28 protein-coding genes and 1 pseudogene are annotated in these 25,491 nt (G+C 62.7%); 6 read left to right on the top strand and 23 right to left on the bottom strand.

Annotated features, from left to right (window positions below):
* Nucleotides 1–54: 54 nt before the first annotated feature.
* The 9 genes and pseudogenes from AD662_RS17620 to AD662_RS17580 all read right to left on the bottom strand — a co-directional run.
* Nucleotides 55–1,128 carry a protein-glutamate methylesterase/protein-glutamine glutaminase gene (locus tag AD662_RS17620; protein WP_053189196.1) on the bottom strand — a complete coding sequence of 358 codons (1,074 nt, stop codon included), beginning with the start codon at nt 1,126–1,128 and terminating at the stop codon, nt 55–57.
* Between the two features lie 2 nt (nt 1,129–1,130).
* Entirely contained in the window at nt 1,131–1,628 is a 498-nt protein-coding gene (gene cheD, locus AD662_RS17615) for a chemoreceptor glutamine deamidase CheD (protein WP_053189194.1), read from the bottom strand.
* Nucleotides 1,625–2,461, bottom strand: coding sequence for a CheR family methyltransferase (locus tag AD662_RS17610; RefSeq protein ID WP_053189193.1), 837 nt, complete (start codon nt 2,459–2,461; stop codon nt 1,625–1,627). The genes cheD and AD662_RS17610 overlap by 4 nt, the downstream gene beginning before the upstream one ends.
* Nucleotides 2,458–2,994: a chemotaxis protein CheW gene (locus AD662_RS17605; RefSeq protein WP_018606024.1), complete on the bottom strand. Its 537-nt coding sequence runs from the start codon at nt 2,992–2,994 to the stop codon at nt 2,458–2,460. Before AD662_RS17605 ends, AD662_RS17610 begins: the two co-directional genes overlap by 4 nt.
* Before the next feature lie 39 nt (nt 2,995–3,033).
* Entirely contained in the window at nt 3,034–4,692 is a 1,659-nt protein-coding gene (locus AD662_RS17600) for a methyl-accepting chemotaxis protein (protein ID WP_053189191.1), read from the bottom strand.
* 33 nt (nt 4,693–4,725) lie between these two features.
* Entirely contained in the window at nt 4,726–6,828 is a 2,103-nt protein-coding gene (locus tag AD662_RS17595; RefSeq protein WP_053189494.1) for a chemotaxis protein CheA, read from the bottom strand.
* Between the two features lie 39 nt (nt 6,829–6,867).
* Nucleotides 6,868–7,152, bottom strand: a complete 285-nt coding sequence (locus tag AD662_RS17590) for an STAS domain-containing protein (protein WP_018606018.1) — start codon at nt 7,150–7,152, stop codon at nt 6,868–6,870.
* A gap of 15 nt (nt 7,153–7,167) precedes the next feature.
* Entirely contained in the window at nt 7,168–7,536 is a 369-nt protein-coding gene (locus AD662_RS17585; protein WP_003203044.1) for a response regulator, read from the bottom strand.
* Nucleotides 7,537–7,547: 11 nt separating this feature from the next.
* Nucleotides 7,548–8,489, bottom strand: a pseudogene (locus tag AD662_RS17580) (methyl-accepting chemotaxis protein); the annotation flags it as partial.
* A 708-nt stretch (nt 8,490–9,197) separates the two neighbouring features.
* Here AD662_RS17580 and AD662_RS17575 point away from each other — a divergent pair.
* Nucleotides 9,198–10,544 carry an MATE family efflux transporter gene (locus tag AD662_RS17575; RefSeq protein WP_139213147.1) on the top strand — a complete coding sequence of 449 codons (1,347 nt, stop codon included), beginning with the start codon at nt 9,198–9,200 and terminating at the stop codon, nt 10,542–10,544.
* 271 nt (nt 10,545–10,815) lie between these two features.
* A complete protein-coding gene (locus tag AD662_RS17570; protein WP_053189492.1) occupies nt 10,816–11,475 on the top strand; it encodes an HAD family hydrolase in 660 nt (219 codons plus the stop codon).
* A 255-nt stretch (nt 11,476–11,730) separates the two neighbouring features.
* Here AD662_RS17570 and ppnN read toward each other — a convergent pair whose 3' ends face one another.
* On the bottom strand, nt 11,731–13,104 hold the full coding sequence (ppnN, locus tag AD662_RS17565) for a nucleotide 5'-monophosphate nucleosidase PpnN (RefSeq protein ID WP_018606010.1): 1,374 nt from the start codon (nt 13,102–13,104) through the stop codon (nt 11,731–11,733).
* A gap of 218 nt (nt 13,105–13,322) precedes the next feature.
* Between ppnN and AD662_RS17560 the strand changes: the two genes are divergently transcribed.
* Entirely contained in the window at nt 13,323–13,856 is a 534-nt protein-coding gene (locus tag AD662_RS17560) for a DUF3087 family protein (protein ID WP_018606008.1), read from the top strand.
* A gap of 15 nt (nt 13,857–13,871) precedes the next feature.
* Here AD662_RS17560 and AD662_RS17555 read toward each other — a convergent pair whose 3' ends face one another.
* The 6 genes from AD662_RS17555 to AD662_RS17530 all read right to left on the bottom strand — a co-directional run bounded on the left by AD662_RS17555 (nt 13,872) and on the right by AD662_RS17530 (nt 19,886).
* A complete protein-coding gene (locus AD662_RS17555) occupies nt 13,872–14,435 on the bottom strand; it encodes an ATP-dependent Clp protease proteolytic subunit (protein WP_024619643.1) in 564 nt (187 codons plus the stop codon).
* 117 nt (nt 14,436–14,552) lie between these two features.
* Nucleotides 14,553–15,608, bottom strand: a complete 1,056-nt coding sequence (locus AD662_RS17550) for a DNA topoisomerase IB (protein ID WP_018606007.1) — start codon at nt 15,606–15,608, stop codon at nt 14,553–14,555.
* Nucleotides 15,609–15,951: 343 nt separating this feature from the next.
* Nucleotides 15,952–17,031: a molybdenum ABC transporter ATP-binding protein gene (modC, locus tag AD662_RS17545; RefSeq protein ID WP_053189186.1), complete on the bottom strand. Its 1,080-nt coding sequence runs from the start codon at nt 17,029–17,031 to the stop codon at nt 15,952–15,954.
* 3 nt (nt 17,032–17,034) lie between these two features.
* Nucleotides 17,035–17,715: a molybdate ABC transporter permease subunit gene (modB, locus tag AD662_RS17540; RefSeq protein ID WP_053189184.1), complete on the bottom strand. Its 681-nt coding sequence runs from the start codon at nt 17,713–17,715 to the stop codon at nt 17,035–17,037.
* Nucleotides 17,716–18,468 (bottom strand): molybdate ABC transporter substrate-binding protein, encoded by a 753-nt coding sequence (gene modA / locus AD662_RS17535; RefSeq protein WP_053189181.1) that lies wholly within the window; start codon nt 18,466–18,468, stop codon nt 17,716–17,718.
* A 347-nt stretch (nt 18,469–18,815) separates the two neighbouring features.
* Nucleotides 18,816–19,886, bottom strand: coding sequence for an NAD(P)H-dependent flavin oxidoreductase (locus AD662_RS17530; protein WP_053189179.1), 1,071 nt, complete (start codon nt 19,884–19,886; stop codon nt 18,816–18,818).
* 150 nt (nt 19,887–20,036) lie between these two features.
* On the opposite strand from AD662_RS17530, the gene AD662_RS17525 reads away from it, so the two are divergent.
* Nucleotides 20,037–20,525 (top strand): GyrI-like domain-containing protein, encoded by a 489-nt coding sequence (locus AD662_RS17525; protein WP_053189177.1) that lies wholly within the window; start codon nt 20,037–20,039, stop codon nt 20,523–20,525.
* Here the strand turns inward: AD662_RS17525 and ada are convergent.
* The 5 genes from ada to AD662_RS17505 all read right to left on the bottom strand — a co-directional run bounded on the left by ada (nt 20,489) and on the right by AD662_RS17505 (nt 23,806).
* On the bottom strand, nt 20,489–21,562 hold the full coding sequence (ada, locus tag AD662_RS17520) for a bifunctional DNA-binding transcriptional regulator/O6-methylguanine-DNA methyltransferase Ada (protein WP_053180352.1): 1,074 nt from the start codon (nt 21,560–21,562) through the stop codon (nt 20,489–20,491). The two genes, AD662_RS17525 and ada, sit on opposite strands and share 37 nt — an antisense overlap.
* Nucleotides 21,563–21,649: 87 nt before the next feature.
* On the bottom strand, nt 21,650–22,330 hold the full coding sequence (alkB, locus tag AD662_RS17515; RefSeq protein WP_053180349.1) for a DNA oxidative demethylase AlkB: 681 nt from the start codon (nt 22,328–22,330) through the stop codon (nt 21,650–21,652).
* Nucleotides 22,317–23,033, bottom strand: a complete 717-nt coding sequence (locus AD662_RS17510; protein ID WP_053189175.1) for a 2OG-Fe(II) oxygenase — start codon at nt 23,031–23,033, stop codon at nt 22,317–22,319. Before AD662_RS17510 ends, alkB begins: the two co-directional genes overlap by 14 nt.
* Nucleotides 23,034–23,303: 270 nt before the next feature.
* On the bottom strand, nt 23,304–23,474 hold the full coding sequence (locus AD662_RS29540; RefSeq protein ID WP_018605991.1) for a hypothetical protein: 171 nt from the start codon (nt 23,472–23,474) through the stop codon (nt 23,304–23,306).
* Nucleotides 23,475–23,503: 29 nt separating this feature from the next.
* Nucleotides 23,504–23,806, bottom strand: a complete 303-nt coding sequence (locus AD662_RS17505; protein WP_014337810.1) for a DUF1883 domain-containing protein — start codon at nt 23,804–23,806, stop codon at nt 23,504–23,506.
* 202 nt (nt 23,807–24,008) lie between these two features.
* Here AD662_RS17505 and AD662_RS17500 point away from each other — a divergent pair, with 202 nt between their 5' ends.
* Both AD662_RS17500 and AD662_RS17495 read left to right on the top strand, forming a co-directional pair.
* Nucleotides 24,009–24,359, top strand: coding sequence for a hypothetical protein (locus AD662_RS17500; protein ID WP_018605987.1), 351 nt, complete (start codon nt 24,009–24,011; stop codon nt 24,357–24,359).
* A gap of 110 nt (nt 24,360–24,469) precedes the next feature.
* On the top strand, nt 24,470–24,700 hold the full coding sequence (locus AD662_RS17495) for a hypothetical protein (RefSeq protein ID WP_018605985.1): 231 nt from the start codon (nt 24,470–24,472) through the stop codon (nt 24,698–24,700).
* Here AD662_RS17495 and AD662_RS17490 read toward each other — a convergent pair whose 3' ends face one another.
* The gene (locus AD662_RS17490; RefSeq protein WP_014337812.1) at nt 24,701–24,982 is read right to left on the bottom strand and encodes a hypothetical protein; all 282 of its coding nucleotides are present in this window, start codon (nt 24,980–24,982) and stop codon (nt 24,701–24,703) included.
* Nucleotides 24,983–25,097: 115 nt separating this feature from the next.
* A complete protein-coding gene (locus AD662_RS17485; protein WP_018605984.1) occupies nt 25,098–25,313 on the bottom strand; it encodes a hypothetical protein in 216 nt (71 codons plus the stop codon).
* Between the last annotated feature and the right edge of the window lie 178 nt (nt 25,314–25,491).

Genomic DNA, 25,491 nt, shown 5'->3' with positions numbered 1-25,491 from the left:
CTTCTACAGGCGCAGCCCAGCGGGAGCAAGCTCCCTCGCCACGGGCGGTTTTTGTTACCGATGCAAAATCACCTGCGCAATCTCCTGCAACCCCATCACCCGTTGTGCGGCGTTGAGTTTGATTGCTTCCTTGGGCATGCCGAAGACCACGCAGCTGGCTTCGTCCTGGGCCACGGTGGTGCTGCCGGCGTCGAGCATTTCCTTCAGGCCGCGGGCGCCGTCGTCGCCCATGCCGGTCATGATGATGCCGGTGGCGTTGCGGCCGGCGAATTTGGCCACGGAGCGGAACAGCACATCCACCGACGGGCGGTGGCGGTTGACCAGTGGGCCGTCCACCACCTGCACGTGATAGAACGCGCCGCTGCGGGTCACCATCATGTGCTTGCCGCCCGGTGCGATGAGCGCCAGGCCCGGGTGGATGCGGTCGTTGTTGCGGGCCTCGCGCACTTCGATCTGGCACAGGCTGTTGAGCCGGGCGGCGAACGAGGCGGTGAATTTTTCCGGCATGTGCTGGACGATGATGATACCCGGGCACACCCGCGGCAGGGCGGTGAGCACCGCTTCCAGGGCCTGGGTGCCGCCGGTGGAGGTGCCCAGGGCGACGATGCGTTCGGTGGTCTGCGCCATGGCGTGGCCGTTGGCGGCGGGCAGCATGGCGTCGGCGGTGAGTTTGGTCGCGGGCGTCAGCGCGATCGGGGCAGGGCGCTTGCCCAGGTTGCGCACGTTGACCTGGGCGGCGGCGCGGATCGCCGACACCAGTTCCGGCGCCGACTCCAACAGAAAATTCTTCAGGCCGGTGGTGGGCTTGGTGATGATTTCCACCGCGCCAGCGGCCATCGCCTGCAAGGTGGTTTCCGCGCCCCGGGGTGTCAGGGACGAGCAGATCACCACCGGTGTGGGGCGCTCGCTCATGATTTTTTTCAGGAAGGTGATGCCGTCCATGCGCGGCATTTCCACGTCCAGCACGATCACGTCGGGCCATTCCTTGGCCAGTTTGTCCATGGCGAAAATCGGGTCGGACGCCGCGCCCATGACGTGGATGTCCGGTGTGTCGCTGAGGATCGCCAACAACACCTGGCGAACCACGGCAGAGTCATCCACCAGCAGTACATTGATCTTTTTTGACATAGTCAGTGCCGGGTCCTTATAGGTTGGTGCCTGACCCACACATCGCCGCTGCAAAGGTCGAAGATGATGCTGCGGTGGCCAGTGCTGCCCATGTCCTGGGCGATCAGGTCGAGGCGATAGAGGGCGGCTATTTCCAGCGCGGCGTTGACGTTCAGCCGCGCCACATCGCCGTAGGGCACGTGGCGTTGCAGCTCGGGGAACATCTCGCCACCGCCGAACAGCTTGAGCTGGTAATCCTCGGGTTCGGTGTGGTGGGCCCGGGCCTGGTGGATGAACAGTTCGATGGCTTCGTCGGCGTAGAGGCCGTTCAGTGCGGTGGAGCAGCGCACCCGACTGGGCAGCATGAAGTGGCACATGCCGCCGATCTTGCGTTCCGGATGCCACAGGGTGATCGCCACGCAAGAACCGAGGATCGTGCGCAGGCGGGTCGGGCAGGTGGCGAAACGAAACTCCCCGGGTGCCAGGTACACCTCGGCCACTTCCCTGATAGCGGCGTTCATGGTTTGCGGTAAATCGAGGGCGCCACCAGTTTCAACGCATCGGACACACCGTTGAGACTTTCCGAGTGGCTGACGATGAAATAGCCGCCGGGCTTGAGCCGGGGGAGCAAGCGGGCAACCACTTTGCTTTTGGTGGGCTGGTCGAAATAGATCATGACGTTGCGCAGGAAGATCACGTCGAACTCCCCCAGCTCCGGCAGGGTGTCGTTGAGGTTGACCTGGATGAAATTGACCCGGTTGCGCAATGCCCGGTCGATGAGGAACGTGCCTTGCTGGCTGCCGGTGCCCTTGAGGCAATATTTCACCAGCAGCGGCTGGGGCAGGGTGCGGGCGCGCTCCATCGGATAATGCCCGGCGCGCGCCTTGGCCAGCACCTGGCTGCTGATGTCCGAACCGATGACTTCCCAGGGCGTGGTGCCCAGCCCTTCGGCCAGGGTCATGGCCAGGCTGTAGGGTTCTTCCCCCGATGAACTGGCCGCGCTCCACAAGCGAAAGGTCTTGCCCGGTGTCGCGTGGGGCAGCACGTGTTGGCGCAGGAAATCGAAATGCTTGGGTTCGCGGAAAAAATAGGTCTCGTTGGTGGTGAGCAGGTCCAGCGCTACCTGCAACTCATCGGTGCGCTGGCCGTTCATGATCAGCTTGAAATACTCGCCATAGCTGTCCAGCCCATAGTGCTTGAGGCGCTTGAATAAACGCCCGGCCACCAGGGCTTTCTTGGCCTCGGACAGGCTGATGCCGGCGGCCTGGTACAGCCAGGACTGGAACTGGCCGAACTCTCGGTCAGTGAGCGCCTGGGTGTTCAGCGTGCGTTCCTTGCAGGTATCGGCGTTCACGGGGCATCCACTTCCAGCGCGCTTGGGCTGGCTTCGGCGAGTTGGGACATTTCGTCGATGGACAGCACGCGGTCCACCTCCAGCACGATGACGAACTTGCCATCGACCTTGGCCATGCCACTGATGAAATCGGCACGGATCTTCGCACCGAAGCTCGGTGGTGGTTCGATCTGCGAGGCCGGGATTTCCAGCACCGCCGACACCGTGTCCACCAGCAGGCCAATGTCCTGGGCCTGGCCGTCGGCGCTGGCCGCCTCGATGATCACCACGCAGCTGCGGCGGCTGATCGCCGAATTCGGTCGGCCGAAACGGGCCGACAGATCGACTACCGGCACGACCGCGCCCCGCAGGTTGATCACCCCGCGCACGAAGGTCGGCATCATCGGCACCACGGTCAGGTTGCCGTATTCGATGATTTCCTTGATGCACAGGATGCCGATGGCAAACATCTCCGTGCCGAGCATGAACGTCAGGTATTGCGCTTCTTCCTCGACCGCGAGGGCGGTTTGACGTGTGGTCGCGATGGCGCCCATTGCTTTTTCTCCTTTAAGCAAGCCAGTGGAACCGGGCCATCAGAACCGGGTGAATTCCGATTCGTCCGGGGCGCTGGCCATGGTGTAGGCAAACGCTTTAGGCATGACCGGTGCCGGTGCCCGGGCCGGTTTTCGGCTGGACGGACCTGGGGTGTTATCGACCCTGGCAACTTGCACGGCAGATTTGGGCGGCGTGTCCAGGGTGAAGAAACTCATGGCCTGTTGCAGCTGCTCGGCCTGGCTGCTCATTTCCTCGGCGGTGGCGGCCAGTTCTTCGCTGCTGGAGGCGTTTTGCTGGGTCACCTGGTTGAGCTGGGTCATGGCGGTGTTGATCTGCGCCACGCCGGCGGCCTGTTCTTCGGAGGCGGCGCTGATTTCCTGCACCAGGTCCGAAGTCTTGTTGATCGACGGGACCATCTCGTTGAGCAGGCTCCCGGCCTTTTCCGCCATGTCGACGCTGCTGGACGACAGCTCGCCGATTTCCTGGGCGGCCACCTGGCTGCGTTCGGCCAGTTTGCGCACTTCGGCGGCGACCACCGCGAAGCCTTTGCCGTGTTCACCGGCGCGGGCGGCTTCGATGGCAGCGTTGAGTGCCAGCAGGTTGGTCTGGTAGGCGATGTCGTCGATGATGCTGATGCGCTGGGCGATTTTCTTCATCGCCACCACGGTCTGCTGCACCGATTCGCCGCCGTCGGTGGCTTCCTTGGCGGCCTTGCTGGCCATGCCGTCGGTGACCTTGGCGTTCTCGGTGTTCTGGTTGATGCTGGCGCTCATCTGCTCGATGGAGGCACTGGTTTCCTCGACGCTGGCCGCCTGCTCGCTGGTGGCCTGGCTCATCGATTGCGCGGTGGCGCTGACTTCTTCGGAGGCGCTGGCCAGGTTGTCCGCCGCGTTGCGCACTTCACCGATGATGTGCGAGAGCTTGCCGACCATGTTCTGCATGGCGTTGAGCACCATGCCGGTTTCATCCTTGGAGCCACCTTCGATTTTCGCGTTCAGGTTGCCTTCGGCCAATTGTTCGGCGACGGCGGCGGCCTGTTTCAATGGGCGGGAGATGATGCGCGAGATGAACAGCGCCAGGCCCAGGCCCACCAGCAGGGCGGCAACCAGCACGGCGATGATCGACAGGCGTGCGTTTTCATACAGCTGGGTGCCGTGTGCACTGGCGACATCAGCGCCAGCCGCGTTGAGTTCGACCAGTTTTTGCAGGTCGCCGGTCACCAGGTCGAACCGATGCTTGGACTCGCCCTTGAGCATCGCATTGGCCTGCTCGGTCAGGTTCTGCCGGGACAATGCGAGCAGATCTTTGCTGATCGCCAGATAGGCGGCCCAGTCGTTGCGGGTGGTGTCGAATAGCTGACGATCTTCAGCGCTGGAGAGCAGTTTTTCGTAAGTGGCCAGGCGTGTTTCGAAGGCCTTCTTGGCTTCCTCGGCCTCCTGCTCGAGGGTGACGCGCTCTTGCTCGGAGTCGGCGACAATATGGCGGTTTTCCTTGAGGCGATAGCTCGCCGCATAGAAGCGCATACCCGAGGCTGCGCGCATGGACGGCATCCAGTTTTCACGGATGTCGAGGGCGGTGTGGTTCACCTGGCCCAGTTGAATGATCGAGAACACCCCCATGACGGCGGTCAGCGCCAGCACCACAAGAAATGAAGTGATCAGTTTGGTGGCGATTCTAAGATCGTAGAACCATTTCATTGGGAAGTACCTCTCCATGGAATTGCTAAAGCGTCAGCGAGCGTTGGCTTGTTGTAATTGAGTCGGTGTGTAACGGTTTTCCACTTGGGCGATCTGGGTGAGCAGCGCCGGCACGTCGAGAATCAACGCCACGGCGCCACTGCCCAGGATGGTCGAGCCACTGATGCCGCGAAGGGCGCCAAACAGCTTGCCCAGCGGCTTGATCACGGTCTGGAATTCACCCAGCAAGTCATCCACCACCAACCCGGCCTTGAGTTCGGCGTAGCGCACCACCACCACGTTCTGCCGGCGCGCGGCCGGGCCTTCGTGGCTGAAGTGATCGCGCAGGTAGACCAGCGGCAGCACCTCGCCGCGCAGGTCGAGGTAGCCTTGTTCGCGGCTGGCGAACCCGTCGTCTTCGCTCAGCTCGATGCATTCCTGGACCATGTCCAGCGGAATGACATAAGTCGACTGACCGATGCCCACCAAGAAACCATTGATGATCGCCAGGGTCAGCGGCAGGCGGATGCGCACCACGGTGCCCTTGCCGGGCTGGCTGTCCAGGTCGACGGTGCCGCGCAGCAGGGTGATGTTGCGCTTGACCACGTCCATGCCCACGCCACGCCCGGAAAGGTTGGTCACGGCCTGGGCGGTGGAGAAACCGGGTTCGAAGATCAGGTTGTAGATTTCCTGGTCGGTCGGGCTCGCGCCGGGTGTCACCAGGCCACGTTCCTGGGCTTTTTCCAGGATCCGGTCGCGGTTCAGGCCGGCGCCGTCGTCGGCGATCTCCAGCACAATGCTGCCCGAGTCGTGATAGGCGTTGAGGTGCAGGTGCCCCTTGGCCGGTTTGCCGGCCGCCAACCGGGCCTCGGCGGTTTCAATGCCGTGGTCCATGGCGTTGCGCAGCAAGTGCATGAGCGGGTCGCCGATTTTTTCCACCACGGTCTTGTCCAGCTCGGTCTCTGCGCCGCTGATGATCAGGTCGATGTCCTTGCCCAGTTCCTGGCTGACATCGCGCACCACCCGACGGAAGCGGTTGAAGGTTTCGCCGATGGGGATCATGCGCAGGCGCAGGGCACCGTCGAGGATTTCCTCCACCAGTGACGACACCGTCGAGGTGGATTCCTGCAACGGATCGTTGTTGCAGGTGCGGGCCAGCAGGCTGGTGCCGGCGCTGGCGATGACCAGTTCGCCCACCAGGTTGATCAGTTCGTCGAGCTTGTCGGCATTGACTCGCACATAGGTGCCGTCCTTGGCCTTGCTGTCGCTGGTCACCGCCTGTTTGTCGCTGGCGATCTGGGCGGGCATGCGCGGCGTCTTGCGCTGGTCGGACAACAACTCGCCGGTGGCGACCAACGCGGTGCTTTCCTCGGCCGGTTCCGGCGACGTGGTCACCAGGCCGGTGTTGGCCGGGGGCGCGATGTCGTCATCCAGGGCCACGATCTCGATCACGCAGTCTTCGCGGACGAAATCGAACACTTCGTTGATCGCCCCGTGGCTGGCGGTCGAGCGAAACTCGATGTCGAAGCCCAGGTAGCAGGATTCGGCGTCCCAGGCGTCGGCGGCGGGCAGGGCGTCGGTCAGGGTGGTGAGGTCGACGATGTCACCCAGGGTTTGCAGATAACGCAGGAACGACAGCGGGTCCATGCCGTTGCGGAACACGTCCTGGCCGAAGCGCAGGGAAATGTGCCAGAGGCGCGTTTCGCCGGGCTCGCGGGTGTTGGTTTCAGGGGCTGGCGTCGGGGTCGCAGCGGGCGAGGGCGCCTGGTACTCCTGCAGGATCTGGCACAGTTCCACTTCCCGTTGCAGGGCCGGTGGCGTCAGCGCTCCGCCCTGGTTGGCGGCCACGTTGATCAGTTCCAGCATGTGATCGCTGGACTTGAGCAGCACCGCGATCAGGCCGGCGTCCACTTCGACGCTGCCGTTGCGCAGGCGGTCGAGCACGTCTTCGACGATGTGGGTGAAGCTGACGATCGGTTCCAGGCCGAACAGCCCGGCCGAGCCCTTGATCGTGTGCGCCGCCCGGAAGATCGCGCCAATGGCGTCATCGTCACCGGGGTCGGTTTCCAGTTGCAGCAGCGACTCTTCCATCGCCTCCAACTGTTCCCGTGCCTCGACGATGAAGGTCTGTTGTGCCTGATCGAGATTGATGCTCACGCTCATATCCTTTGTCGTGTCCGACGTATTGCAACGGCCCTAGGCAACCAGGTTGCACAGGGCAAGTGTTTCCGTAACGGCTTTGCTTTGGCCGGTCAATGTCAGTTGGGTGCCGGCCCTGGCGGCCTCGCGCTGTACCATCAGCAGCAGTTGCAGGCCGGCGCCGTCCATTTCGGTGATCTGCGACAGATCAAGGGCCATCCGCGGTGTTGCGCCCAGGTGCGGCAACCATTGCGCGGCCAGGTCGGCGGCGGTGTAGATCGTCAGCTCGCCGTCGATGTGCACCTGGGCGGTGTCATCGTGTGTCTCGTATTGCAACGGCATGGGAGCCTCCGGCTATCAAGGAAGAATCAGCTTGGATACCGCCGCCAGCATCTGTGCTGGCTGGAATGGCTTGACCACCCAGGCCTTGGCTCCGGCGGCCTGGCCTTCCTGTTTCTTCGATTCCTGGGATTCGGTGGTGAGCATGATGATCGGCGTGAACTTGTAGCTGGCCAGCTTCTTGACCTCCTTGACGAAGGTGATGCCGTCCATGTTGGGCATGTTCACGTCACTGATGATCAGGTGCACTTTCTGGCCATTGAGCTTGCCCAGTGCGTCCTTGCCATCGCTGGCTTCGATCACGTCATAGCCGGCACTTTTCAGCGCGATGCCGACCACCTGCCGAACGCTCGCGGAGTCGTCGACAACCAATACACTTTTAGCCATGAACGGCGCTCCTAAAAGAAGGTAATTTCCTGTGAAGTCTGTTGCGCGCTCGAGTCGCCGTGGTGATTGCGGCGTTGCTCGTCGGTGGCGTAAGTGGTTTCCATGCGCGCCAGCCATTGGCGGGCGTCGATGGAAACGGCCTGTTCGGGCGACTGACCGGCCTGCTGCAGGTGCACATGCAGGTCCTCGATGTTGTCGCGCACGTGGCTGAGGATCTGGCTGACCCGATCCTGGAATTGCAGGCTGACCAGCACCTCGGTGAGTTCATCGCGGATGCCGAAGCTTTCCCGCTGCAGCATGTCGGCTGAGTCGGCCAAGCGGCCGGTGACACTCTTGAAGCGCTCCAGCACCTGCTCGATGCTTTGCTCGGAGGCAGTGACCGAATGGCTGTCCTGGTCCGCGCCGCTGGACGCGGCATGCACCAGTTGGGTGATGGCGCTGTTGATGATGTCGACCTTGGCCGACATCTGCTGGCCGGTCTCGCTGGACTTGCTCGAGAGACTGCGCACGGCGTCGGCCACCACGGCAAACCCACGCCCGGCTTCGCCGGCACGGGCGGCTTCGATGGCGGCGTTGAGGGCCAGCAGGTTGGTCTGCGCGGCAATCGCCGCGACGTCGGCGGCCATGGTCCGCAGCTCGCCGGTATAGGCCGTCAGGTTACGCACCTGGGCCAGGGTTTCGTCGCGGCTGGCCTGGGTGGCCTTCAGCGAATCGATGACCTTGACCAGTTCACCTTCGCTCTGGGCTAACACCTGCACGGCGCCGCCGCTGCTTTTGCCGGCCAGTTCACCGGCGGCCAGTTGCGAGGCTTGCACGGTGTCTTCCAGGCGCGAGGAAATGCCGGTGAAGCGGTTGGTCAGCGAGACGATTGCGGTTTCGGTCTGCTGCCGGGAGCTTTCGACTTGCTTGGCCCAGATCGGCATGGCACCGAGAATGACTTCGTTGAGTTGCTTGCGGGTGTTATGGGCCGGGTGCTCGGTGGCTTGCTGGTCGTGGCGGGCCATGGCGGCGGCGAGGGCGCTGTCGAACTGCTGGCGTTGCGAACGCGCCCCCCATACGCCAGCACCGACGCCAACGGCCAAAAGGGCAATGCCCAGAATGATGTTCTGTACACTTGGACCGTTGAGCAGCACGACGCCAACGGCTGCAACAAAAGCGACGAGCACTGTGTTCCAGAGGATGCGCGGTGGTTGGGCGAAGGAATGACCGTGTGGGTACGACGTCATGGTTCGGTCCTTGAACAGAGTTTCTAACAGGTTATTTGCGAATAACTGGTTATCTGCGACCTCTACTCGGACTTTAAGACCGGCTGTCCGATGCCGGTATTGCTGTAGGCATTGGCCTACACGGTGCGTGGCACTGTGCTACTTCAGACTAGACGCAGTCTGTGAAATGTCGAATGCACCCGACGAAGGTATAAGCCGCAACATAGAACCCCTGTGGCGAGGGGATTTATCCCCGCTGGGCTGCGAAGCGGCCCCAAGATCGGTGCATATAATCGGCCTATGGAGCGAGGTGTGGGCTTTTAGGGCCGCTTCGCAGCCCAGCGGGGATAAATCCCCTCGCCACAAGAGCGAACCGCGCTGAATCTTCTGAAACAGATGATTGGATTGCGCTAAATTACCGGCACCCGGATTTTCGAACCTGCCATCAGAGCCCCCATGCCCACCCAGCCCCTCTGGAAAACCTATCTCCTGTTCCTGGCCCCCATGGTCCTGTCCAACTTCCTGCAGTCCATGTCTGGCACGCTCAACAGCATCTACATCGGCCAGATGCTCGGCACCCAGGCCTTGGCGGCGGTGTCGGGCATGTTTCCCATCGTGTTTTTCTTTATCGCATTGGTGATCGGCCTCGGCGCGGGGGCGGGGGTATTGATCGGACAGGCCTACGGCGCCGGAGAAACCGGCACGGTGAAGGCGATTGCCGGTTCGACGTTGTTGTTGGGGGCCATCATCGGGCTGACGGCGGCGGTGCTTGGCAGTGTCTTTGCGCGTCAGGCGTTGCAGGGGCTTGGCACGCCGGCCGATGTGCTGGAGGACGCCGTTTCCTATGCCCGGGTCATGATGTGGATCCTGCCAATGTTGCTGGTATTTGTGCTGTTTACCCAACTGCTGCGCGGGGTGAGCGATACGGTGTCGCCGATGTTGGCGCTGCTGGTGTCCACCAGTGTCGGGCTGCTGCTCACGCCCGCGTTGATCCGTGGCTGGTTGGGGTTGCCGCAGATGGGCATCCAGAGCGCGGCATGGGCGGGGCTGGTGGGGACGACGTCAGCGATGCTGATGCTGGCGTGGCGCCTGAGCCGCCGCGAGCATGCCCTGGCGCCGGACCGTGCATTGTTCGCGGCGATGCGCCTGGACAAGGACATCCTCGGCAAAGTGCTGCGCATCGGCTTGCCCACGGGGTTGCAGATGGTGGTGATCTCGTTGTCCGAGTTAGTCATCCTGACGCTGGTCAATAGCCACGGTTCCCAGGCCACGGCGGCCTACGGCGCGGTGACGCAGATCGTCAACTACGTGCAGTTTCCGGCGCTGTCGATTGCCATCACCGCCTCGATCCTCGGTGCCCAGGCCATCGGTGCCGGACGCCTGGAGCGCCTGGGGCCGATCCTGCGCACGGGGTTGTTGATCAACCTCTGGCTTACCGGTGGGCTGGTGGTCCTGGGCTATCTGTTGTCCCACTGGCTACTGGGGCTGTTCATCACCGACCCGGCGGCACGGGTCCAGGCCGAGCACCTGCTGCACATCATGCTCTGGAGCCTGCTGGTGTTCGGCTTCCAGGCGATCATCGGCGGCATCATGCGCGCCAGCGGCACGGTGCTGGTGCCGGTCGCCATCTCGATCTTCTGCATCGTCGCCGTGCAAGTGCCAGCGGCGTATCTGCTGGACGCTCACTTCGGGCTGCAAGGGGTGTGGATGGCGTTCCCGGTGGCCTACTTGAGCATGCTGCTGTTGCAGACGCTGTACTACAAGTTGGTGTGGCAGCATCAGCCGATCGAGCGCCTCGTTTAGATTGTCGCTTTGTGACACAACACCATTTCCTGGGTGTGCGCCTGTGGGAGCAAAGCTTGCTGTGGGAGCAAGGCTTGCCCGCGATAAAGTTGATGCGGTCTCTCAGAAACCGAGGTGTCTGCATCGCGAGCAAGCTTTGCTCCCACAGGCTGACCCACAGGCTGACCCACAGGCTGACCCACAGGCTGACCCACAGGCTCGCTCCCACAGGGGATTGGGGCCTGGCGATGTTACAGTGGCCGTCATCCGCCACGCCGCCACCGAGGATCCGATGCCTGCCAGTCCCCCCAACCCCATTGCCTACCGCGCCTTCCTGTTCGACATGGACGGCACATTGCTCAATTCCATCGCCGCCGCCGAGCGGATCTGGACGCGCTGGGCCCTGCGCCACGGCGTTGACGTGGCGACGTTCCTGCCGACGATCCATGGCGTGCGCGCCATCGACACCATCGCTCGCCAGCACCTGCCAGGGGTGGATGCCCAGGCCGAAGCCGAGCAGATTACCCGCGAGGAAATCGAAGATGTCGAAGGGGTGGTGCAGGTGCCCGGTGCGCAGGCCTTTCTGAACAGCCTGCCGCCAGAGCGCTGGGCGATTGTGACTTCGGCGCCCATGGCATTGGCCTTGCGTCGTATGGAAGCGGCGGGGATCCCGCGTCCCGGGGTGATGGTCACGGCCGAAGACGTCAGCGACGGCAAGCCCAACCCCGCCTGCTATCGCCTGGCCGCCGAGCGCCTGCAAGTGACGCCGCAGGAGTGCCTGGTCTTTGAAGACGCCGAGGCGGGCATCCGGGCAGGCGAGGCCGCCGAGGCGGATGTGCTGGTGGTAACGGCGACGCATACGCACCCGGTGGTCACCCTTCATCCGCAGATCAAGGATTACCTTGGGCTAGGCATTGAAGTGGATGAAGCCGGCCTGATGCGGATTCAGTAACCACACGATCCCCTAATCACAATCCCCTGTAGGAGCGCGCCTGTGGGAGCACGCCTGTGGGAGCACCCCTGTGGGAGCAAAGCTTGCTCGCGATAGCGTCGTCACAGACAACACCTCTGTTGGCTTTAAAACCGCTATCGCGAGCAAGCTTTGCTCCCACATTGGATCTGCGGTGGTCTTCGATTTTTCGGCCACTAAAGATCCCCTGTGGGAGCAAGCTTTGCACCCACATTGGATCAGTGGTCCTCAGATAGGTCAGGTCACCACGCGATAGCACGGCACATACGCCGCGCCGCCCGGCAGTTTCATGCGGTGCTGGGCGACGAAGGCCTGGAGCAGGCGGTCGAGGGGTTCCATGATGGCGGCGTCGCCGTGGATCTCGTATGGGCCGTGCTCTTCGATCAGGCGGATGCCCTTGTCCTTGACGTTACCGGCCACGATCCCCGAGAACGCCCGGCGCAGGTTGGCGGCCAGTTCGTGGGCGGGCAGGTCGCGGCTCAGGCCCAGGCTGGCCATGTTGGCGTGGGTCGGGTCGAACGGGCGCTGGAAGCCCTCGTCGATCTTCAGCAGCCAGTTGAAGTGGAAGGCGTCGTTGCGCTCGCGGCGGAACTGCTTGACCTCCTTGAGCCCCTGGGTCATCTGCCGCGCCACTTCGGCCGGGTCGTCGATGATGATCTGATAGTGCTGTTGCGCCGCCGGGCCCAGGGTTGCGCCGACAAACGCATGCAACTGGTCAAGGTACGGCGCGGCGCTTTTCGGCCCGGTGAGGACCACCGGGAACGGCAGGTCCTGGTTGGCCGGGTGCATCAGGATGCCCAGCAGGTAGAGGAACTCTTCCGCCGTACCGGCGCCGCCCGGGAAGATGATGATGCCGTGACCGACACGCACGAAGGCTTCCAGGCGTTTCTCGATGTCCGGCAGGATCACCAGCTCATTGACGATCGGGTTCGGCGCCTCGGCGGCGATGATGCCCGGCTCCGTCAGGCCCAGGTAGCGACCGCCATGGATGCGCTGCTTGGCGTGGGCGATGGTGGCGCCTTTCATCGGGCCTTTCATCACGCCCGGGCCGCAACCGGTGCAGATGTCCAGGCTGCGCAGGCCCAGTTCGTGGCCGACTTTCTTGGTGTATTTGTATTCTTCGGTGTTGATCGAGTGACCGCCCCAGCACACGACGATTTTCGGCTCCACGCCAGGGCGCAGGGTGCGGGCGTTGCGCAGCAGGTGGAACACGTAGTCGCTGATGCCCTGGGACGAGCTGAGGTCGATGCGCTGGCTGTCCAGCTCGTTCTCGGTGTAGACGATGTCGCGCAGGGCACTGAAGAGCATTTCCCGGGTGCTGGCGATCATTTCGCCGTCGACGAAGGCATCGGCCGGCGCGTTCAGCAGCTCCAGGCGCACGCCGCGGTCCTGCTGGTGAATACGGATCTCGAAGTCCTTGTAGGCTTCCAGGATGGTCTTGGCGTTATCAACATGGGCGCCGGTGTTGAGGATGGCCAGGGCGCACTGGCGGAAGAGGGTATAGATGCTGCCGGAACCGGCTTCGCTCAGTTGCTGGACTTCGCGCTGGGACAAGGTCTCCAGGCTGCCCTTGGGGCTTACCGAGGCGTTGATTACATGTCTTTGAGTCATTCAGCTTTCCTTGAAAACGATGCCATGCACACAACGACGGCATCTTGAAAAAAAACGTCCACGCAGAAAGATCGCACGATCCTTGCGCTATCGCCATGGACTTTGATCCGGACCCGGCGAGTCGGTGGCGCTACAAAATGAGCCCCAGCATAGCTAATTCGAGCGGGCAGGCGATAATGCGTGACTCTTTTGATGCCGTACAAGGAAATTGCGCCGCGATGTTCGAGATCAAACCGTGGGATGGCGACACCTACCGCAAGCAGACCCGCCGCAGCACCCTGATCATCGCGGTGGTGTTCCTGGCCCTGGCGATGTTGCTGTCCAGCCTGGCCGTGATGCTGCTGGGGACGCCTGGAGGCGATAACTTTCGTTTCAATCTCGGCGGGGTGATTGTCGCGGTGTTGGCGATGGCTGTGCTGATGCGCCAGTATTTCTGGTCGCAGCCGTGGATGGCTGCCGCCGTGTACGGCTGGCAGCTCAAGCGCAGCCTGATGAAAATCACCAACGTGATGCACCAGGTGACAGCCGGTGTGCAGGCCCAGGACCCCACCGCCATGAAGCTGCTGCGCTTCTATCACCTGGGGTTGGCCCAGATGCATCAGCTGGACGCCAACTCCAGCGCCCAGGGCTCCCTGGCGCGAGAGGCCGACGCGCACCTGGCGAAGATGCAGGCACTGGGCCTGGACACCGAACAGTCGCGCCTGGAGCCGAGCTGGATCGAGACGGTGAAGCAGGCCTACAGCGCGGGCTGATCGGGGGCCGCACTTCTAATCCTCGCCGCCGCTGACTTTCCAATGCTTGGCATCCGCGGGGAAAATCACTTGCTCGACCCGATGGGCAATGCCGAAAGCCAGGGAGTTTTCCGCCGGAATCACTCGCTCTTCGGCGCACAGGCATTTGAAGATATCCAGCTGCGTCGCCGCGCCGGCAGTTTCCTTGACGTAGATTTCCACGTAGCGCGCCACGTCGTTGTCCAGGCTGGACAGGTACTCGCGCAAGCGTGAATGGTCCACGGATTTCTGGCCGAAGTACCAGTTCATCGGATGAATCAGGAACCGCGAATGCGGGGTGGTGGTGCGGTCGCTGGCGGCCAGGTACATGACGATGCCCATCGACTCGATGTTGCCGGCGTTCACCGCACGTACCGGTACCGGCAGGGACTTGATGAAGGTGTAGAGGGTGAAACCGAAGTTGGTACTGCCGCCGACTGTGGAGAGATTGAGCATCAGCGAGTCGGCGCCTTTCTCAATGGCCTCCAGGCAGTTATCGCGAAAGCGTTCCGTGGTGCCCTGATCGATCTGGCAATGAAAATGGACAATGTGTTCGGACATCTGAAACTCCTGTCGATTTCACCCTTTTGAAAACCTGCGCAGTGGTCGTGCCGTAAAGTTGGGAGTCCGGTGCTTTGCGGATGTTCCGCCTTCCTGGCTCGCTGCGGGTGAATCGCGTTAAACCGATTGCTCCTGTTCGCACGCCTCGGCGGCTAATGTCATGCGCTGCAAGAAGAGCGTCAGTCCGGCTTCTTCTTCGCTGAGGCCTTTGCGGGCTCGGGGTTTGGGCAATGCGTTCAGGGCGCCGAGCAGAAAACCTTCCACCACTGCAGGGTGGATGTAGCATTTACGACAGACGGTGGGCGTGTTGCCCAACTGGCGGGCGACGTGCCTGACCATCTCGGCGACGTGTCTTTTGGCCTCGCTCTCGGTTTCCCAGCGCAGCGTCCGCAACCCGGCCAGAGCGGCTGCGCTGCCGGCCCAGGTGCGGTAGTCCTTGGCGGTGAAGTCGGCGCCGGTGAGGGTCTTGAGGTAGGCGTTGATGTCCGAAGAACTGATGGCGTGGCGCTCGCCGTCTTCGTCCAGGTACTGGAACAGGTTCTGTCCGGGGATCTCCTGGCAGCGCTTGATGATCCGCGCCAGGCGCCGGTCCTTCACGGTGATCTGGTGCTCGATGCCGCTCTTGCCGCGGAACTGGAAGGCAATGGCGCTGCCGTTGACCTCGACATGTTTGTCGCGCAGGGTCGTCAGGCCGTAGGAGCGATTGTCCCGGGCGTATTGACTGTTGCCGACGCGGATCAGGGTCACGTCCAGCAGGGTGATGACGGTGGCCATGACTTTGTCGCGGCTGAAGCCGGGCGTGGCGAGGATGGCTTCCAGGCGCTTGCGCAAGCGCGGCAGGGCCCGTCCGAATTCCAGCATCCGCGAATACTTGTCCGCATCGCGCACCTCACGCCAGCGCGCATGGTAGCGGTACTGCTTGCGCCCGCGAGCATCGCGCCCGGTGGCCTGGAGATGGCCGCGCGGGTCGGTGCAGATCCAGACATCGGTGTAGGCCGGCGGCACCGCCAGGGCATTGATGCGCTGGATCTCGGCTGCGTCGGTGATGCGCTGGCCCTGCGGGTCGAAATAACAGAATTGGCCCCGCTGCTTTTTGCGGGTGATGCCCGGGGCCGTGTCATCGACATAATGCAGGTCGGCCGGCAGTGCATCCGGCGGCAGGGTGTCGGGCATGAAAAGAGTCCTTGGCAACGAATCCGGTGGCCTGTGAATTCATTGACCGCAGGCTGTTCGGGTCGTGCCAAGATTCTGATGCTGCCGCCGAACCTGTGGGAGCAAACCAGCAAGAGCAAACCTGTGGGAGCAAACCAGCAGGAGCAAACCAGCAGGAGCAAACCAGCAGGAGCAAACCTGTGGGAGCAAACCTGAGGGAACAAACCTGTGGGAGCAAGGCTTGCCCGCGATAGCATCACCTCAGTCTATCAGCTACACCGAGGTGCTTGCATCGCGGGCAAGCCTTGCTCCCACAGCTCCCACAGCTCCCAAGCTCCCACAGTGTGATCCGCTGGTATGGACCCTACGCCAACACCGCCACCGCCTTGATCTGCGCCCACAACACCTGCCCCGGATGCAGTTTCAACTGATCGCGCGAATAGCGGGTGATGCGCGCCAGCAGCGGGGTGCCGGCGGCTTCCAGGCGGATCAGCACATGGGCGGCGTTGTCGGCGGCCTGTTCGCTGACCACGGTGACCGGCAGGCGATTGAGGATGCTGGTCTGGGCATCGTTCGCCAGGCTGAGGCTGACGTCCCGGGCCTGGACCTTGAAACGCAGCGGCTGGCCGAGGGCCAGGGCGGTGTGGGCCACGCGTACGTTCAGTTGGCTGTCGGGCAGATTCAGGGTCAGCAATTGATAAGCCGGGTCATAACCACTGACCTTGCCCTCGATCACCACTCCAGCGTCATCCCCCAGGGCCAAGGGCAGGTCGAGCCGGGCCAGGGTTTCGCCGATCGGCCCACTGGCCAGCGCGCGGCCGCCGTCGAGCAGCACGATGTGATCGGCCAGGCGCGCCACTTCGTCCTGGGAATGGCTGACATACAGCACCGGAATGTCCAGTTCATCGTGGAGCCGTTGCAGGTACGGCAGGATTTCGTTTTTGCGCCGGCTATCGAGGGCCGCCAGCGGCTCATCCATCAGCAGCAGTTGCGGGCTGGTGAGCAAGGCGCGGGCGATGCCCGCCCGCTGGCGTTCGCCGCCGGACAGGTTGTGCGGCTGCCGATCGAGCAAGTGCCCGATGCCCAGCAGTTCGGTCGCCTGTTGCATGTCCACCCGCCGTTGTGCCGGCGCGATGCGCTTGAGGCCGAACGCCAGGTTGGCCCGTACCGACAAATGGGCGAACAGGCTCGCCTCCTGGAACACATACCCCACCGACCGTTTATGGGGCGGCACGAACACACCGTGCTCGCTGTCTTGCCAGACTTGGCCATTGACCTCGATAAACCCCCGGGCCGGCCGCTCCAACCCGGCAATGCAGCGCAGGCAGGTGGTTTTGCCGGAACCGGAAGGCCCGTACAAGGCGGTCACGCCACGGCCGGGCAATTGCACATCCAGGTCCAGGGAAAAAGCCCCGTGGTCGAGCTGAAAACGCGCGTGAATCATCGATCAGCTCCAACCTGCACGGGTGCGGCGGCTGGAATACAGCGCCAGCAGCACCAGGAATGAAAACACCAGCATCGCCGCGGCCAGCCAATGGGCCTGGGCGTATTCCAAGGCTTCGACATGGTCGTAGATCTGCACCGACACCACCCGGGTTTTCTCCGGAATGTTGCCGCCAATCATCAGCACCACGCCGAATTCGCCGACGGTGTGGGCAAAGCCGAGAATCGCCGCAGTGATAAAACCGGGGCGGGCCAGGGGCAGGATGACGCTGAAAAACGTATCCCAGGGCCCGGCCCGCAGGGTGGCGGCGACTTCCAGCGGGCGACTGCCGATGGCGGCAAAGGCGTTCTGCAACGGCTGCACCACAAACGGCATGGAATAGATCACCGAGCCGATCACCAGCCCGGTGAAGCTGAAGGTGAGGGTGCCCAACCCGAGGGCTTGGGTGACCTGGCCGATCCAGCCGTTCGGCCCCAACGCCAGCAACAGGTAGAAGCCAATCACCGTGGGCGGCAGCACCAGCGGCAACGCGACCACCGCACCCACCGGCCCGCGCAGCCAGGAGCGGGTGCGCGACAGCCACAATGCGATGGGCGTGCCGATGAGCAGCAGGATCACCGTGGTCAATGACGCCAGTTTCAGGGTCAGCCAGATGGCGGCATAGTCGGCGCTGGTCAGGGGCATTTAGCGTTGGTAACCGTAGGTTTGGATGATGGCGGCGGCTTTCGGGCCCTTGAGGTAATCCACCAGGGCCACGGCAGCGGGATTGTCCCGGCCTTTGTTGAGGATCACCGCGTCCTGTTTGATCGGGTCGTGCAGTTCGGCCGGGACGATCCATGCCGAGCCGCCCGTCACTTTGCCGTCCTTGTACACCTGGGACAAGGCGACGAAGCCGAGTTCGGCATTACCGGTGGAGACAAACTGATAGGCCTGGGTGATGTTCTGGCCTTCGACGAGCTTGCTTTTCACCTGCGCGCTCAAGCCGAGCTTGTCCAGCACCTGGGTCGCGGCCAGGCCGTAGGGTGCGGCTTTCGGGTTGGCGATGGACAGGTGCTGGAAGTCGTTGTGCTTGAGCACTTGGCCCTGGCTGTCGACATAACCCTCTTTGGCCGACCACAGCGCCAGGGTGCCGACTGCGTAGGTGAAACGCGAGCCCTTGACGGTGTCGCCTTCGCTTTCGAGCCGGGCCGGGGTGGTGTCGTCGGCGGCGAGGAAGACTTCGAATGGCGCGCCGTTCTTGATCTGGGTGTAGAACTGCCCGGTGGCGCCGTAAGCCGTTATCAGTTTATGCCCGGTGTCTTTTTCGAAGTCGGCGGCGATGGCTTGGATCGGCGCGGTGAAATTGGCAGCGACCGCCATCTGCACCTCAGCGGCCTGGACGGCGCCAACGGTGAAGAGCGTGGTCAGCAGCAACGGCGCGAAGCGGGTGGGGCGCATAGGTGAGGCTCCGTAGGGTCAGGTTCGCTATATACCAGAATATATAGCGAATGACCGACAAACGGAACGCGGCATTTTGCCTGGGGAGTGAGGGTGCAGGGGCTGGCCCCATCGCGAGCAAGCTCGCTCCCACACGGGACCTGAGGTGGCAGCAAGATTCATGTTCACCACAGAACCCTGTGGGAGCCAAGCTTGCTCGCGATGACGGTGGGTCAGCTTGCATCCATTTTGAATGTGCTACTGCTATCGCGAGCAAGCTCGGCTCCCACACGGGACCTGAGGTGGCAGCAAGATTCATGTTCACCACAGAACCCTGTGGGAGCGAGCTTGCTCGCGATGACGTTCGATCAGGCATTCGCCCTGTGGAGTTGGGCCAATGCCTCTTCAGCCAACCGCCGCGTCAGCTCGGCCGTCGACAGCTCGCGGCCCAGGGGGAAGGCCTGGCCGGCCCAGAGGTTGCTGAAGTCTGCTTCGCCCTTGGCGCGCAAGGGCATCAACGCACCGCCGGCCAGCGGGAAGGCCGGGGCCAGCGGGCTCATCGGGCCTACTTCGCGCATCACCCGGTTGACGATGCCTCGGGCCGGGCGACCAGTGAACAGGTTGGTGACAGCGGTCTGGCTTTCCTTGGCCGTGCGCAACGCGCGGTGATGGGAAGCGCTGATCTTCGCCTCGGGCGTGAACAGGTAGGCGCTGCCCAATTGCACCGCCGAAGCACCCAGGGCGAATGCCGCGACGATTCCCCGCGCATCGCCAATGCCGCCAGCAGCGATCACCGGCACCTTCACCGCATCCACTACCTGCGGCAGCAAGGCAAACAGCCCGACTTGGGTGTTGAGGTCGTCGCTGAGGAACATCCCGCGATGACCTCCGGCTTCATAGCCCATGGCAATGATCGCGTCGCAACCATGCTGTTCCAGCCAGACGGCCTCCTCGACGGTGGTGGCCGAGGAAAGGATTTTCGCGCCAGTGGCCTTCACCCGATCCAGCAAGGATTTTTCCGGCAGGCCGAAATGAAAACTGACCACTTTCGGACGCATCTCTTCCAGCACCCGGCAGGCGGCATCATCGAAGGGCGTGCGGTTGGACACCGGGGTCGGCGCGTCGAAGTCGACGCCCAGTTCCTGGTAATACGGCTTGAGCCGTTGCTTCCAGGCCGCGGCCCTTTGTTCGTCGAAGGCCGGCGGCTGGTGACAGAAAAAATTTACATTGAACGGCTTGTCGGTCTGCTCGCCGATGGTCGTCAGCGCCTGGCGCAGTTGTTCGACATCAAGCATCGCCGCCGGCATCGAACCCAGCCCGCCGGCATTGCACGTCGCGATCACCATGGCCGGCCCGGTCACCCCGGCCAGCGGCCCCTGGATGATGGGCAGCTCGATACCGAGCAGGTCAAGAATGCGGGTGTCTGGCCACTGGCTCATGTGCGGGGTCTCCGAGGGCAGAAGGAAACAGCGTTTTTAGCAGGTGTGGGGCGGCGAGGGCCAGTCGAGTTTTTCAATCCCGCGTTCGCCGCTTGATCCCGACGCCGTGAGGGTTACCATGCGGGCTTCATACATCAAGGAGCCCAACCCATGGACGTGAAACTCAAGACCGTCGAACCCTTCACCGTGGCCGGTTTGCAGGTGCGTACCCGCAACACCGACGAGCAGCAGCCCGACACCGCCCGAATCGGCCCGATGTGGCAGCAGTTCTTCAACGAAGGGCTGTTCGACACGATTCCGGCCCGGCAGTCGGAGTCGTTCGTCTACGGGGTGTATTCCAATTACGAGTCCGACGCCACCGGCCACTTCGATGTGACGGCCGGGGTGCAGGTGGATGCGACCAGCGCAGGCTATCCCGCCGTGGACATCGAGGGCGGGGACTACCTGGTGTTTGCGGCCAAGGGGCCGATGCCCGACTGCGTGATCCAGACCTGGGGCCTGATCTGGGCGTACTTCGCGGATAACCCGCAGACATTGCGCCGTTTCACCACCGATTTCGAGGTCTACAGCGGCCCCGACTCGGTGGCGATCTACATTGGCATTCAATCCCCGGACGAGCGTTCCAGCGCCAACAACTGACGCTTGCGCTCCACGCCCCAGCGATAGCCCGACAGGTTGCCGTCGCTGCGTACCACCCGGTGGCAAGGGATCGCCACCGCCAGGCTGTTGGCGCCGCAGGCCTGGGCCACGGCGCGCACGGCCTTGGGCATGCCGATGCGCTGGGCAATCTCGGCGTAGCTGGCGGTGCTGCCTGCGGGAATGTCCCGCAACGCTTGCCAGACCCGCTCCTGGAAGGCGGTGCCGCGCAGGTCCAAGGGCAGGTCCAGGCCCAGGGCCGGCGCTTCGATGAAGCCAACCACCTGGGCGATCAATTGCTCGAACTCGCGGTCGGCACCGATCAGGTTGGCCCGGCGGAATTTGTCTTGCAGGTCGCGCACCAACGCGTCCGGGTCGTCCCCCAGCAGAATCGCGCACACGCCACGCTCGCTTTGCGCCACCAGGATTGCCCCGAGGGCGCATTGGCCGACGGCGAAACGGATGTCGGTGTTCTGCCCGGCGGCGCGATAGTCGGCGGGTTTCATGCCCAACACCTTGTCGGCAGCCTCATAAAAGCGGCTGTTGGAGTTGAAACCGGCGTCGTACAGCGCCTCGGTGATCGTGCCGCCATCGGCCAGGCGTTCGCGTACCTTGCGTGAGCGGTGGGCGGCGGCATAACCCTTGGGGGTCAGGCCGGTGACGGCCTTGAAGACCCGATGAAAATGGAAGGGGCTCAAGCCCGCGCTGTCTGCCAGCTCATTCAGGCCTGGCAGTTCCTCGGCCGCCTCGATCTGCCGGCAAGCGGCGGCAACCCGTGCCGCTTGTTGGGCGGCGATCTGGGTCTGGTCCCGGGCCACGCGCTTGCTGGGCCGATAACCGGCTGCCTGGGCCTGTTCCGGCGTGTCGAAGAACTCGACGTTGCGCGGGTTGGGCAGGCGCGACAGGCTGCTGGGGTGGCAATAGATGCCGGTGGTTTTCACGCCATAGACGAAGGTGCCGTCGGCGCGCGGATCGCGGGCGAGCACGGCGGCCCAGCGAGGATCCAGTTCAGGGGCGAGAGTGTTCGAAGTGCTGTTCATGGTCGTTATTCCATTGGCCCGTTTTGGCTACATTAGCGAGCCTGCGAGATGGCAACACTCCGGGTCTTGCGGTTGAATTCTGCACCTTCATCCGGCGGTGCGAAACGTCAGGTTGATCCGCTGGGCGCCCAGGCGCGGGTGCTGGCCTTCCTTGAGCGGCAACACGCCGTGGTACCGCAACCGGTCCACGCCGCCCCAGACCACGATGTCGCCATGGAACAACGGGATGCGCAGGCTTTTGTCGCTGCGCTCGAAGCCGCCGAACTGGAACACCGCCGGCAGGCCCAAGGACATCGAGACGATGGGCGCGGCGAAAGAGCGCTCGTTCTTGTCCTGGTGCAGCGACATCCGCGCGCCGGGCACGTAGCGGTTGATCAGGCAGGCGTCGGGCTCGAAATGCTCGAAGTGCGCCTGCCGGGCGGCGGCCTGGGCCAGTTCGCGAAACACCGTCGGCATGTCGGGCCAGGGGTGGCCGGTCTGCGGGTCATGGGCAGTGTAGCGATAGCCGCTGCGGTCGGTGGTCCAGCCCAGCGCACCGCAACTGCTCAAGGCCACCGACATGGTAAAGCCGCCGGGCGTGACCATCTGCCGGAACGGCGCCGCCTGCAAGACGCTGTCCAGCGCCGGCAGCAAGCGCTCGAGCCAGGGCAGGGCGAACCCGCGCAGCACGTACGCTTGCTGGCCGATCTGCTCGACCTGGCCGGGCGGGGTGGGCGCCTGGTCGGCGAACAGGTCCAATGTGAGCGGTGTGTCATTACTGCGCATCATGAAAAATGATTCCCAAGGTGTGCCGCCTGCCGCTGTGCACGCAACTGACGCCATGACGCATGTTCACCCGATAATACCCGCGAACGCCTTTGACGGGCCGCTGGTGCACGGCAAACACCACGGCATCGCCCTGTTTCAGATCGATGACCTGGGGCCGTGACTGCATGCGCGGGCGCTGCTCGGTGAGGACAAATTCGCCGCCGGTAAAATCCCGGCCCGGTTCCGACAGCAGGATCGCCACCTGCAATGGGAACACCTGCTCGCCGTACAGATCCTGGTGCAAACAGTTGTAGTCCTGTGGACCGTATTGCAGCAATAACGGCGTAGGGCGCTGTTGCCCGGCGGCGTGACAGCGCTGGATGAACTCGGCGTGTGCGTGGGGGTAGCGTACCTCCAGGCCCATGCATTCATTCCAGCGGTTCGCCAGCGGCACCAGCTTTGGGTACAACGACTGACGCAGCTGTTGGATGAGGTCGGGCAGCGGATAGCGAAAATACTGATACTCGCCGCGCCCGAACCCATGGCGGGCCATGATCACCCGCGAACGAAAAAGCCCGGGTTTGGCGTACAGACCACTCAGCAGCCGGCATTGTGTTGTTGGCAGCAGGTTGCGAATGACTGCACAGCCGTCCTGGTCGAGACTGTTCTCCAAGGTGGGCCAGTCCAGGTCGTGTATGCATTGGATTAGCGAGGGTAGGGACATGATGACAATCCTTGGTAGAAAGGACTGGTCAGTCTGGGGAGTGCTTTGACGGCTGGCACTCCGGATCTTGCGGTGTGTCAACGGCCGAGCGCTCACCTATCCTGAGCTGACACACCCGTCACCCTGTGGCGAGAGGATTATCTGTGGGAGCAAGGCTTGCCCGCGATGAAGGCAACGCGTTCTGTCGGGGTGAACGAGGCGCCTTCATCGCGGGCAAGCCTTGCTCCCACAATGGGGATGACCCTCGCACAAAAACAGTTTGATGAGCTGTTACAGCGCTTTGCTGACCTTGACGTCGCTGATCACATCGTCGGTCTGGCCATGCAGCTTTTGCAATGCGGCCCTGGCTTCTTCCTCGGTGCCGGTTTCCAGTTGCGCGAATTCGAAGCGGCGTTCGTCGTTGAGCTTGTACTTGATGACGTATTTGGTCGTCTGGGCCACGGTTTTGCCTGTCTTGAATAAGGGGCGATTCAGCTCAGTTTCGAGCTGGAACGCCGGATGATTTTGATCTTGTGGGTCAGGGTCGGCTTGCGCGTGACGCTGATTGCACGGTGGCTGACGGTGTCGATGGTGATGTTCCAGAAACCGGTGCTAGGGGCAGTGATCCGGGCCGGGAAGGTGTCGAACGCGCCGCCGTGATACGTGTGCCGGCCGCCGTTCTTGAAGCTGCGGAAGTTGGCGTCGTTCATCAAACGGATGTTACACATTTGGGAGCATTCGATGACGACGATGTCGTCTTCGTTCAGGTGCTCGCGCTGGTGAATGAATTTCATGGGCGCCTCCAGAAGGGCTTTTTCTACAAAATCAAAACGATAGCAAGGGGCAATGATGCGCAGTTTATCAGCCCCGAGTGTTAATATCCGGCCCGCGCTCCAGGCTTTGTTCATTTATCGCAGGAAGCGGGAAAAAAAAGCGGTGCGGCACCGGAGAAAAACGGCGTCTGCACTGTCGGAGGATCTTTATTGGAGGAATCATATGAAGCGCAGCGTGTGGGTGTTGGCATTGGCCATGAGTGGATGTGCATCGGTATCGGACATCAACCAGACGCCCCCCACCATGAGCGTCATCTCCGGAAAGAAGCCTCACGAATATGCCAAGTGTGTGTCCGACAAGCTGGCCAGCAGCCGTGGCTCGCTGCAAATGGAGCCGCACAAGAACGGCGTACGACTGATCGTCCCGGGCAAACTGTCGACCCTGCCGGCGGCGGTGTTCGACATTGACGAGCGCTCCAGTGGCAGCAGCATCAAGCTGCACGAAAGCCTGTCCAACGTACCGGTGCGCCCGGGCGATGTGCAGGATGCGGCCAACGCCTGCATTTCCGGCTGATCACACTCAGCGCCTGACGAGCGGGCCGGGCATCGGATAAACTGCTGCCCCTCGACAAAAAATGCCGCCACGGTTCACGTTGGCGGCATTGTCATTTATGGAGTCAGTCGATGAAACGCGAGCAGGTGCGCGAGCGCCATGCAGAAGGTCTTATCTGTGCCACCCATGTGATTCAGAACCCGGCGAGCCCGGGCGAATGGATTGTGTTCTTCAAGAAAAGCGCCGGGCGCAGTTTTTTCCTGGTGGATGACCTGGACGAAGTCGAGTCCTTCGCCCGTCTCGATGAACTGATCGAAACCTTGCGCGGGCTGGGCATCAAGTTCGCCGAGATCCACATTTGACTACTTGCACACCACCACGACGCTGCGGCTGGTGAAATTGCCGACGTCGACGCCCAGGGTCTTCTCGCTTTCCTTGGCCTGGGGTGTGCCGTCGGTGCCGACGATGCGATAGCCAGTACCGGCACAGGACGCGTCAGCCTTTTCGTAGCACGTCGCCCAGGAGTTGGCCTCGCCCGAGCAGTCGATGGCCAGGCCTTGCTCGCCGTTGTTCAGGTAGGTTTTTTCGGCCGAGGCACAGCCCGCCAGGGCCAGGACTGTAAACAGCGCCAGAAGTGTCTTCATGGGATCGTCATCGAGAAGGGAAGGGCAACGGCGAGGTTATAGCGAATGGCCATTGCGGTACAGCTAAACAAGCCTCGTTCAATGCCCGGGTGGCATTTACTAGAGGCTTGGGGGGTTATTTCTTGCGGCGGGGGCTGCGGGCGGGGGCGGTGTCGCGTTCTTTCGCCGCCGGAGCCGCGCGTTCGTCCTGGAATACCGCAGCCACTTCCACTGCCATGGCCTTGCTAGGCAAGGGACCGGCGACTTGCTCGCCGTGGTAGTTGATAATCCACCACTGGCCGTCCTTGCCCTGGCTGACCGAATAACCGTTTGCGTTTCTTGTTGCCGACATCTAGCTGCCTCATTGGCGTGATCAAGGACGACATGATACGTCAAATGCTCGCAAACAGCGCCTACTGGCGTACAGTGGGTCCGCTGCAGCCATCGAAACGAAAGGCGATTGAACTATCCGCCGTTTTTTATTTCTCTATGATGGCACCGGTTGGCCAGTGCGGGCATTGTAAGGTGCC

It is taken from the genome of Pseudomonas kilonensis (assembly GCF_001269885.1).
Classification (GTDB): Bacteria; Pseudomonadota; Gammaproteobacteria; order Pseudomonadales; family Pseudomonadaceae; genus Aquipseudomonas; species Aquipseudomonas kilonensis.
Note: the sequence above shows the minus strand (reverse complement) of the source record. Positions and strands in the feature narration are given on the sequence as shown.

Excerpts from the sequence above, each read along its gene's own strand:
- AD662_RS17510 (WP_053189175.1), bottom strand. The coding sequence starts at position 23,033 with ATGTCCCTACCCTCGCTAATCCAATGCATACACGACCTGGACTGGCCC.
- AD662_RS17560 (WP_018606008.1), top strand. The coding sequence starts at position 13,323 with ATGTTCGAGATCAAACCGTGGGATGGCGACACCTACCGCAAGCAGACC.
- AD662_RS17570 (WP_053189492.1), top strand. The coding sequence starts at position 10,816 with ATGCCTGCCAGTCCCCCCAACCCCATTGCCTACCGCGCCTTCCTGTTC.
- AD662_RS17600 (WP_053189191.1), bottom strand. The coding sequence starts at position 4,692 with ATGAAATGGTTCTACGATCTTAGAATCGCCACCAAACTGATCACTTCA.
- ada (WP_053180352.1), bottom strand. The coding sequence starts at position 21,562 with ATGAACAGCACTTCGAACACTCTCGCCCCTGAACTGGATCCTCGCTGG.
- cheD (WP_053189194.1), bottom strand. The coding sequence starts at position 1,628 with ATGAACGCCGCTATCAGGGAAGTGGCCGAGGTGTACCTGGCACCCGGG.
- AD662_RS17495 (WP_018605985.1), top strand. The coding sequence starts at position 24,470 with ATGAAACGCGAGCAGGTGCGCGAGCGCCATGCAGAAGGTCTTATCTGT.
- AD662_RS17490 (WP_014337812.1), bottom strand. The coding sequence starts at position 24,982 with ATGAAGACACTTCTGGCGCTGTTTACAGTCCTGGCCCTGGCGGGCTGT.
- AD662_RS17505 (WP_014337810.1), bottom strand. The coding sequence starts at position 23,806 with ATGAAATTCATTCACCAGCGCGAGCACCTGAACGAAGACGACATCGTC.
- alkB (WP_053180349.1), bottom strand. The coding sequence starts at position 22,330 with ATGATGCGCAGTAATGACACACCGCTCACATTGGACCTGTTCGCCGAC.
- AD662_RS17605 (WP_018606024.1), bottom strand. The coding sequence starts at position 2,994 with ATGGGCGCCATCGCGACCACACGTCAAACCGCCCTCGCGGTCGAGGAA.
- modC (WP_053189186.1), bottom strand. The coding sequence starts at position 17,031 with ATGATTCACGCGCGTTTTCAGCTCGACCACGGGGCTTTTTCCCTGGAC.
- AD662_RS17555 (WP_024619643.1), bottom strand. The coding sequence starts at position 14,435 with ATGTCCGAACACATTGTCCATTTTCATTGCCAGATCGATCAGGGCACC.
- AD662_RS17485 (WP_018605984.1), bottom strand. The coding sequence starts at position 25,313 with ATGTCGGCAACAAGAAACGCAAACGGTTATTCGGTCAGCCAGGGCAAG.
- modB (WP_053189184.1), bottom strand. The coding sequence starts at position 17,715 with ATGCCCCTGACCAGCGCCGACTATGCCGCCATCTGGCTGACCCTGAAA.
- AD662_RS17530 (WP_053189179.1), bottom strand. The coding sequence starts at position 19,886 with ATGAGCCAGTGGCCAGACACCCGCATTCTTGACCTGCTCGGTATCGAG.
- AD662_RS17500 (WP_018605987.1), top strand. The coding sequence starts at position 24,009 with ATGAAGCGCAGCGTGTGGGTGTTGGCATTGGCCATGAGTGGATGTGCA.
- AD662_RS17620 (WP_053189196.1), bottom strand. The coding sequence starts at position 1,128 with ATGTCAAAAAAGATCAATGTACTGCTGGTGGATGACTCTGCCGTGGTT.
- AD662_RS17575 (WP_139213147.1), top strand. The coding sequence starts at position 9,198 with ATGCCCACCCAGCCCCTCTGGAAAACCTATCTCCTGTTCCTGGCCCCC.
- AD662_RS17590 (WP_018606018.1), bottom strand. The coding sequence starts at position 7,152 with ATGCCGTTGCAATACGAGACACACGATGACACCGCCCAGGTGCACATC.
- AD662_RS17550 (WP_018606007.1), bottom strand. The coding sequence starts at position 15,608 with ATGCCCGACACCCTGCCGCCGGATGCACTGCCGGCCGACCTGCATTAT.
- ppnN (WP_018606010.1), bottom strand. The coding sequence starts at position 13,104 with ATGACTCAAAGACATGTAATCAACGCCTCGGTAAGCCCCAAGGGCAGC.
- modA (WP_053189181.1), bottom strand. The coding sequence starts at position 18,468 with ATGCGCCCCACCCGCTTCGCGCCGTTGCTGCTGACCACGCTCTTCACC.
- AD662_RS17525 (WP_053189177.1), top strand. The coding sequence starts at position 20,037 with ATGGACGTGAAACTCAAGACCGTCGAACCCTTCACCGTGGCCGGTTTG.
- AD662_RS17585 (WP_003203044.1), bottom strand. The coding sequence starts at position 7,536 with ATGGCTAAAAGTGTATTGGTTGTCGACGACTCCGCGAGCGTTCGGCAG.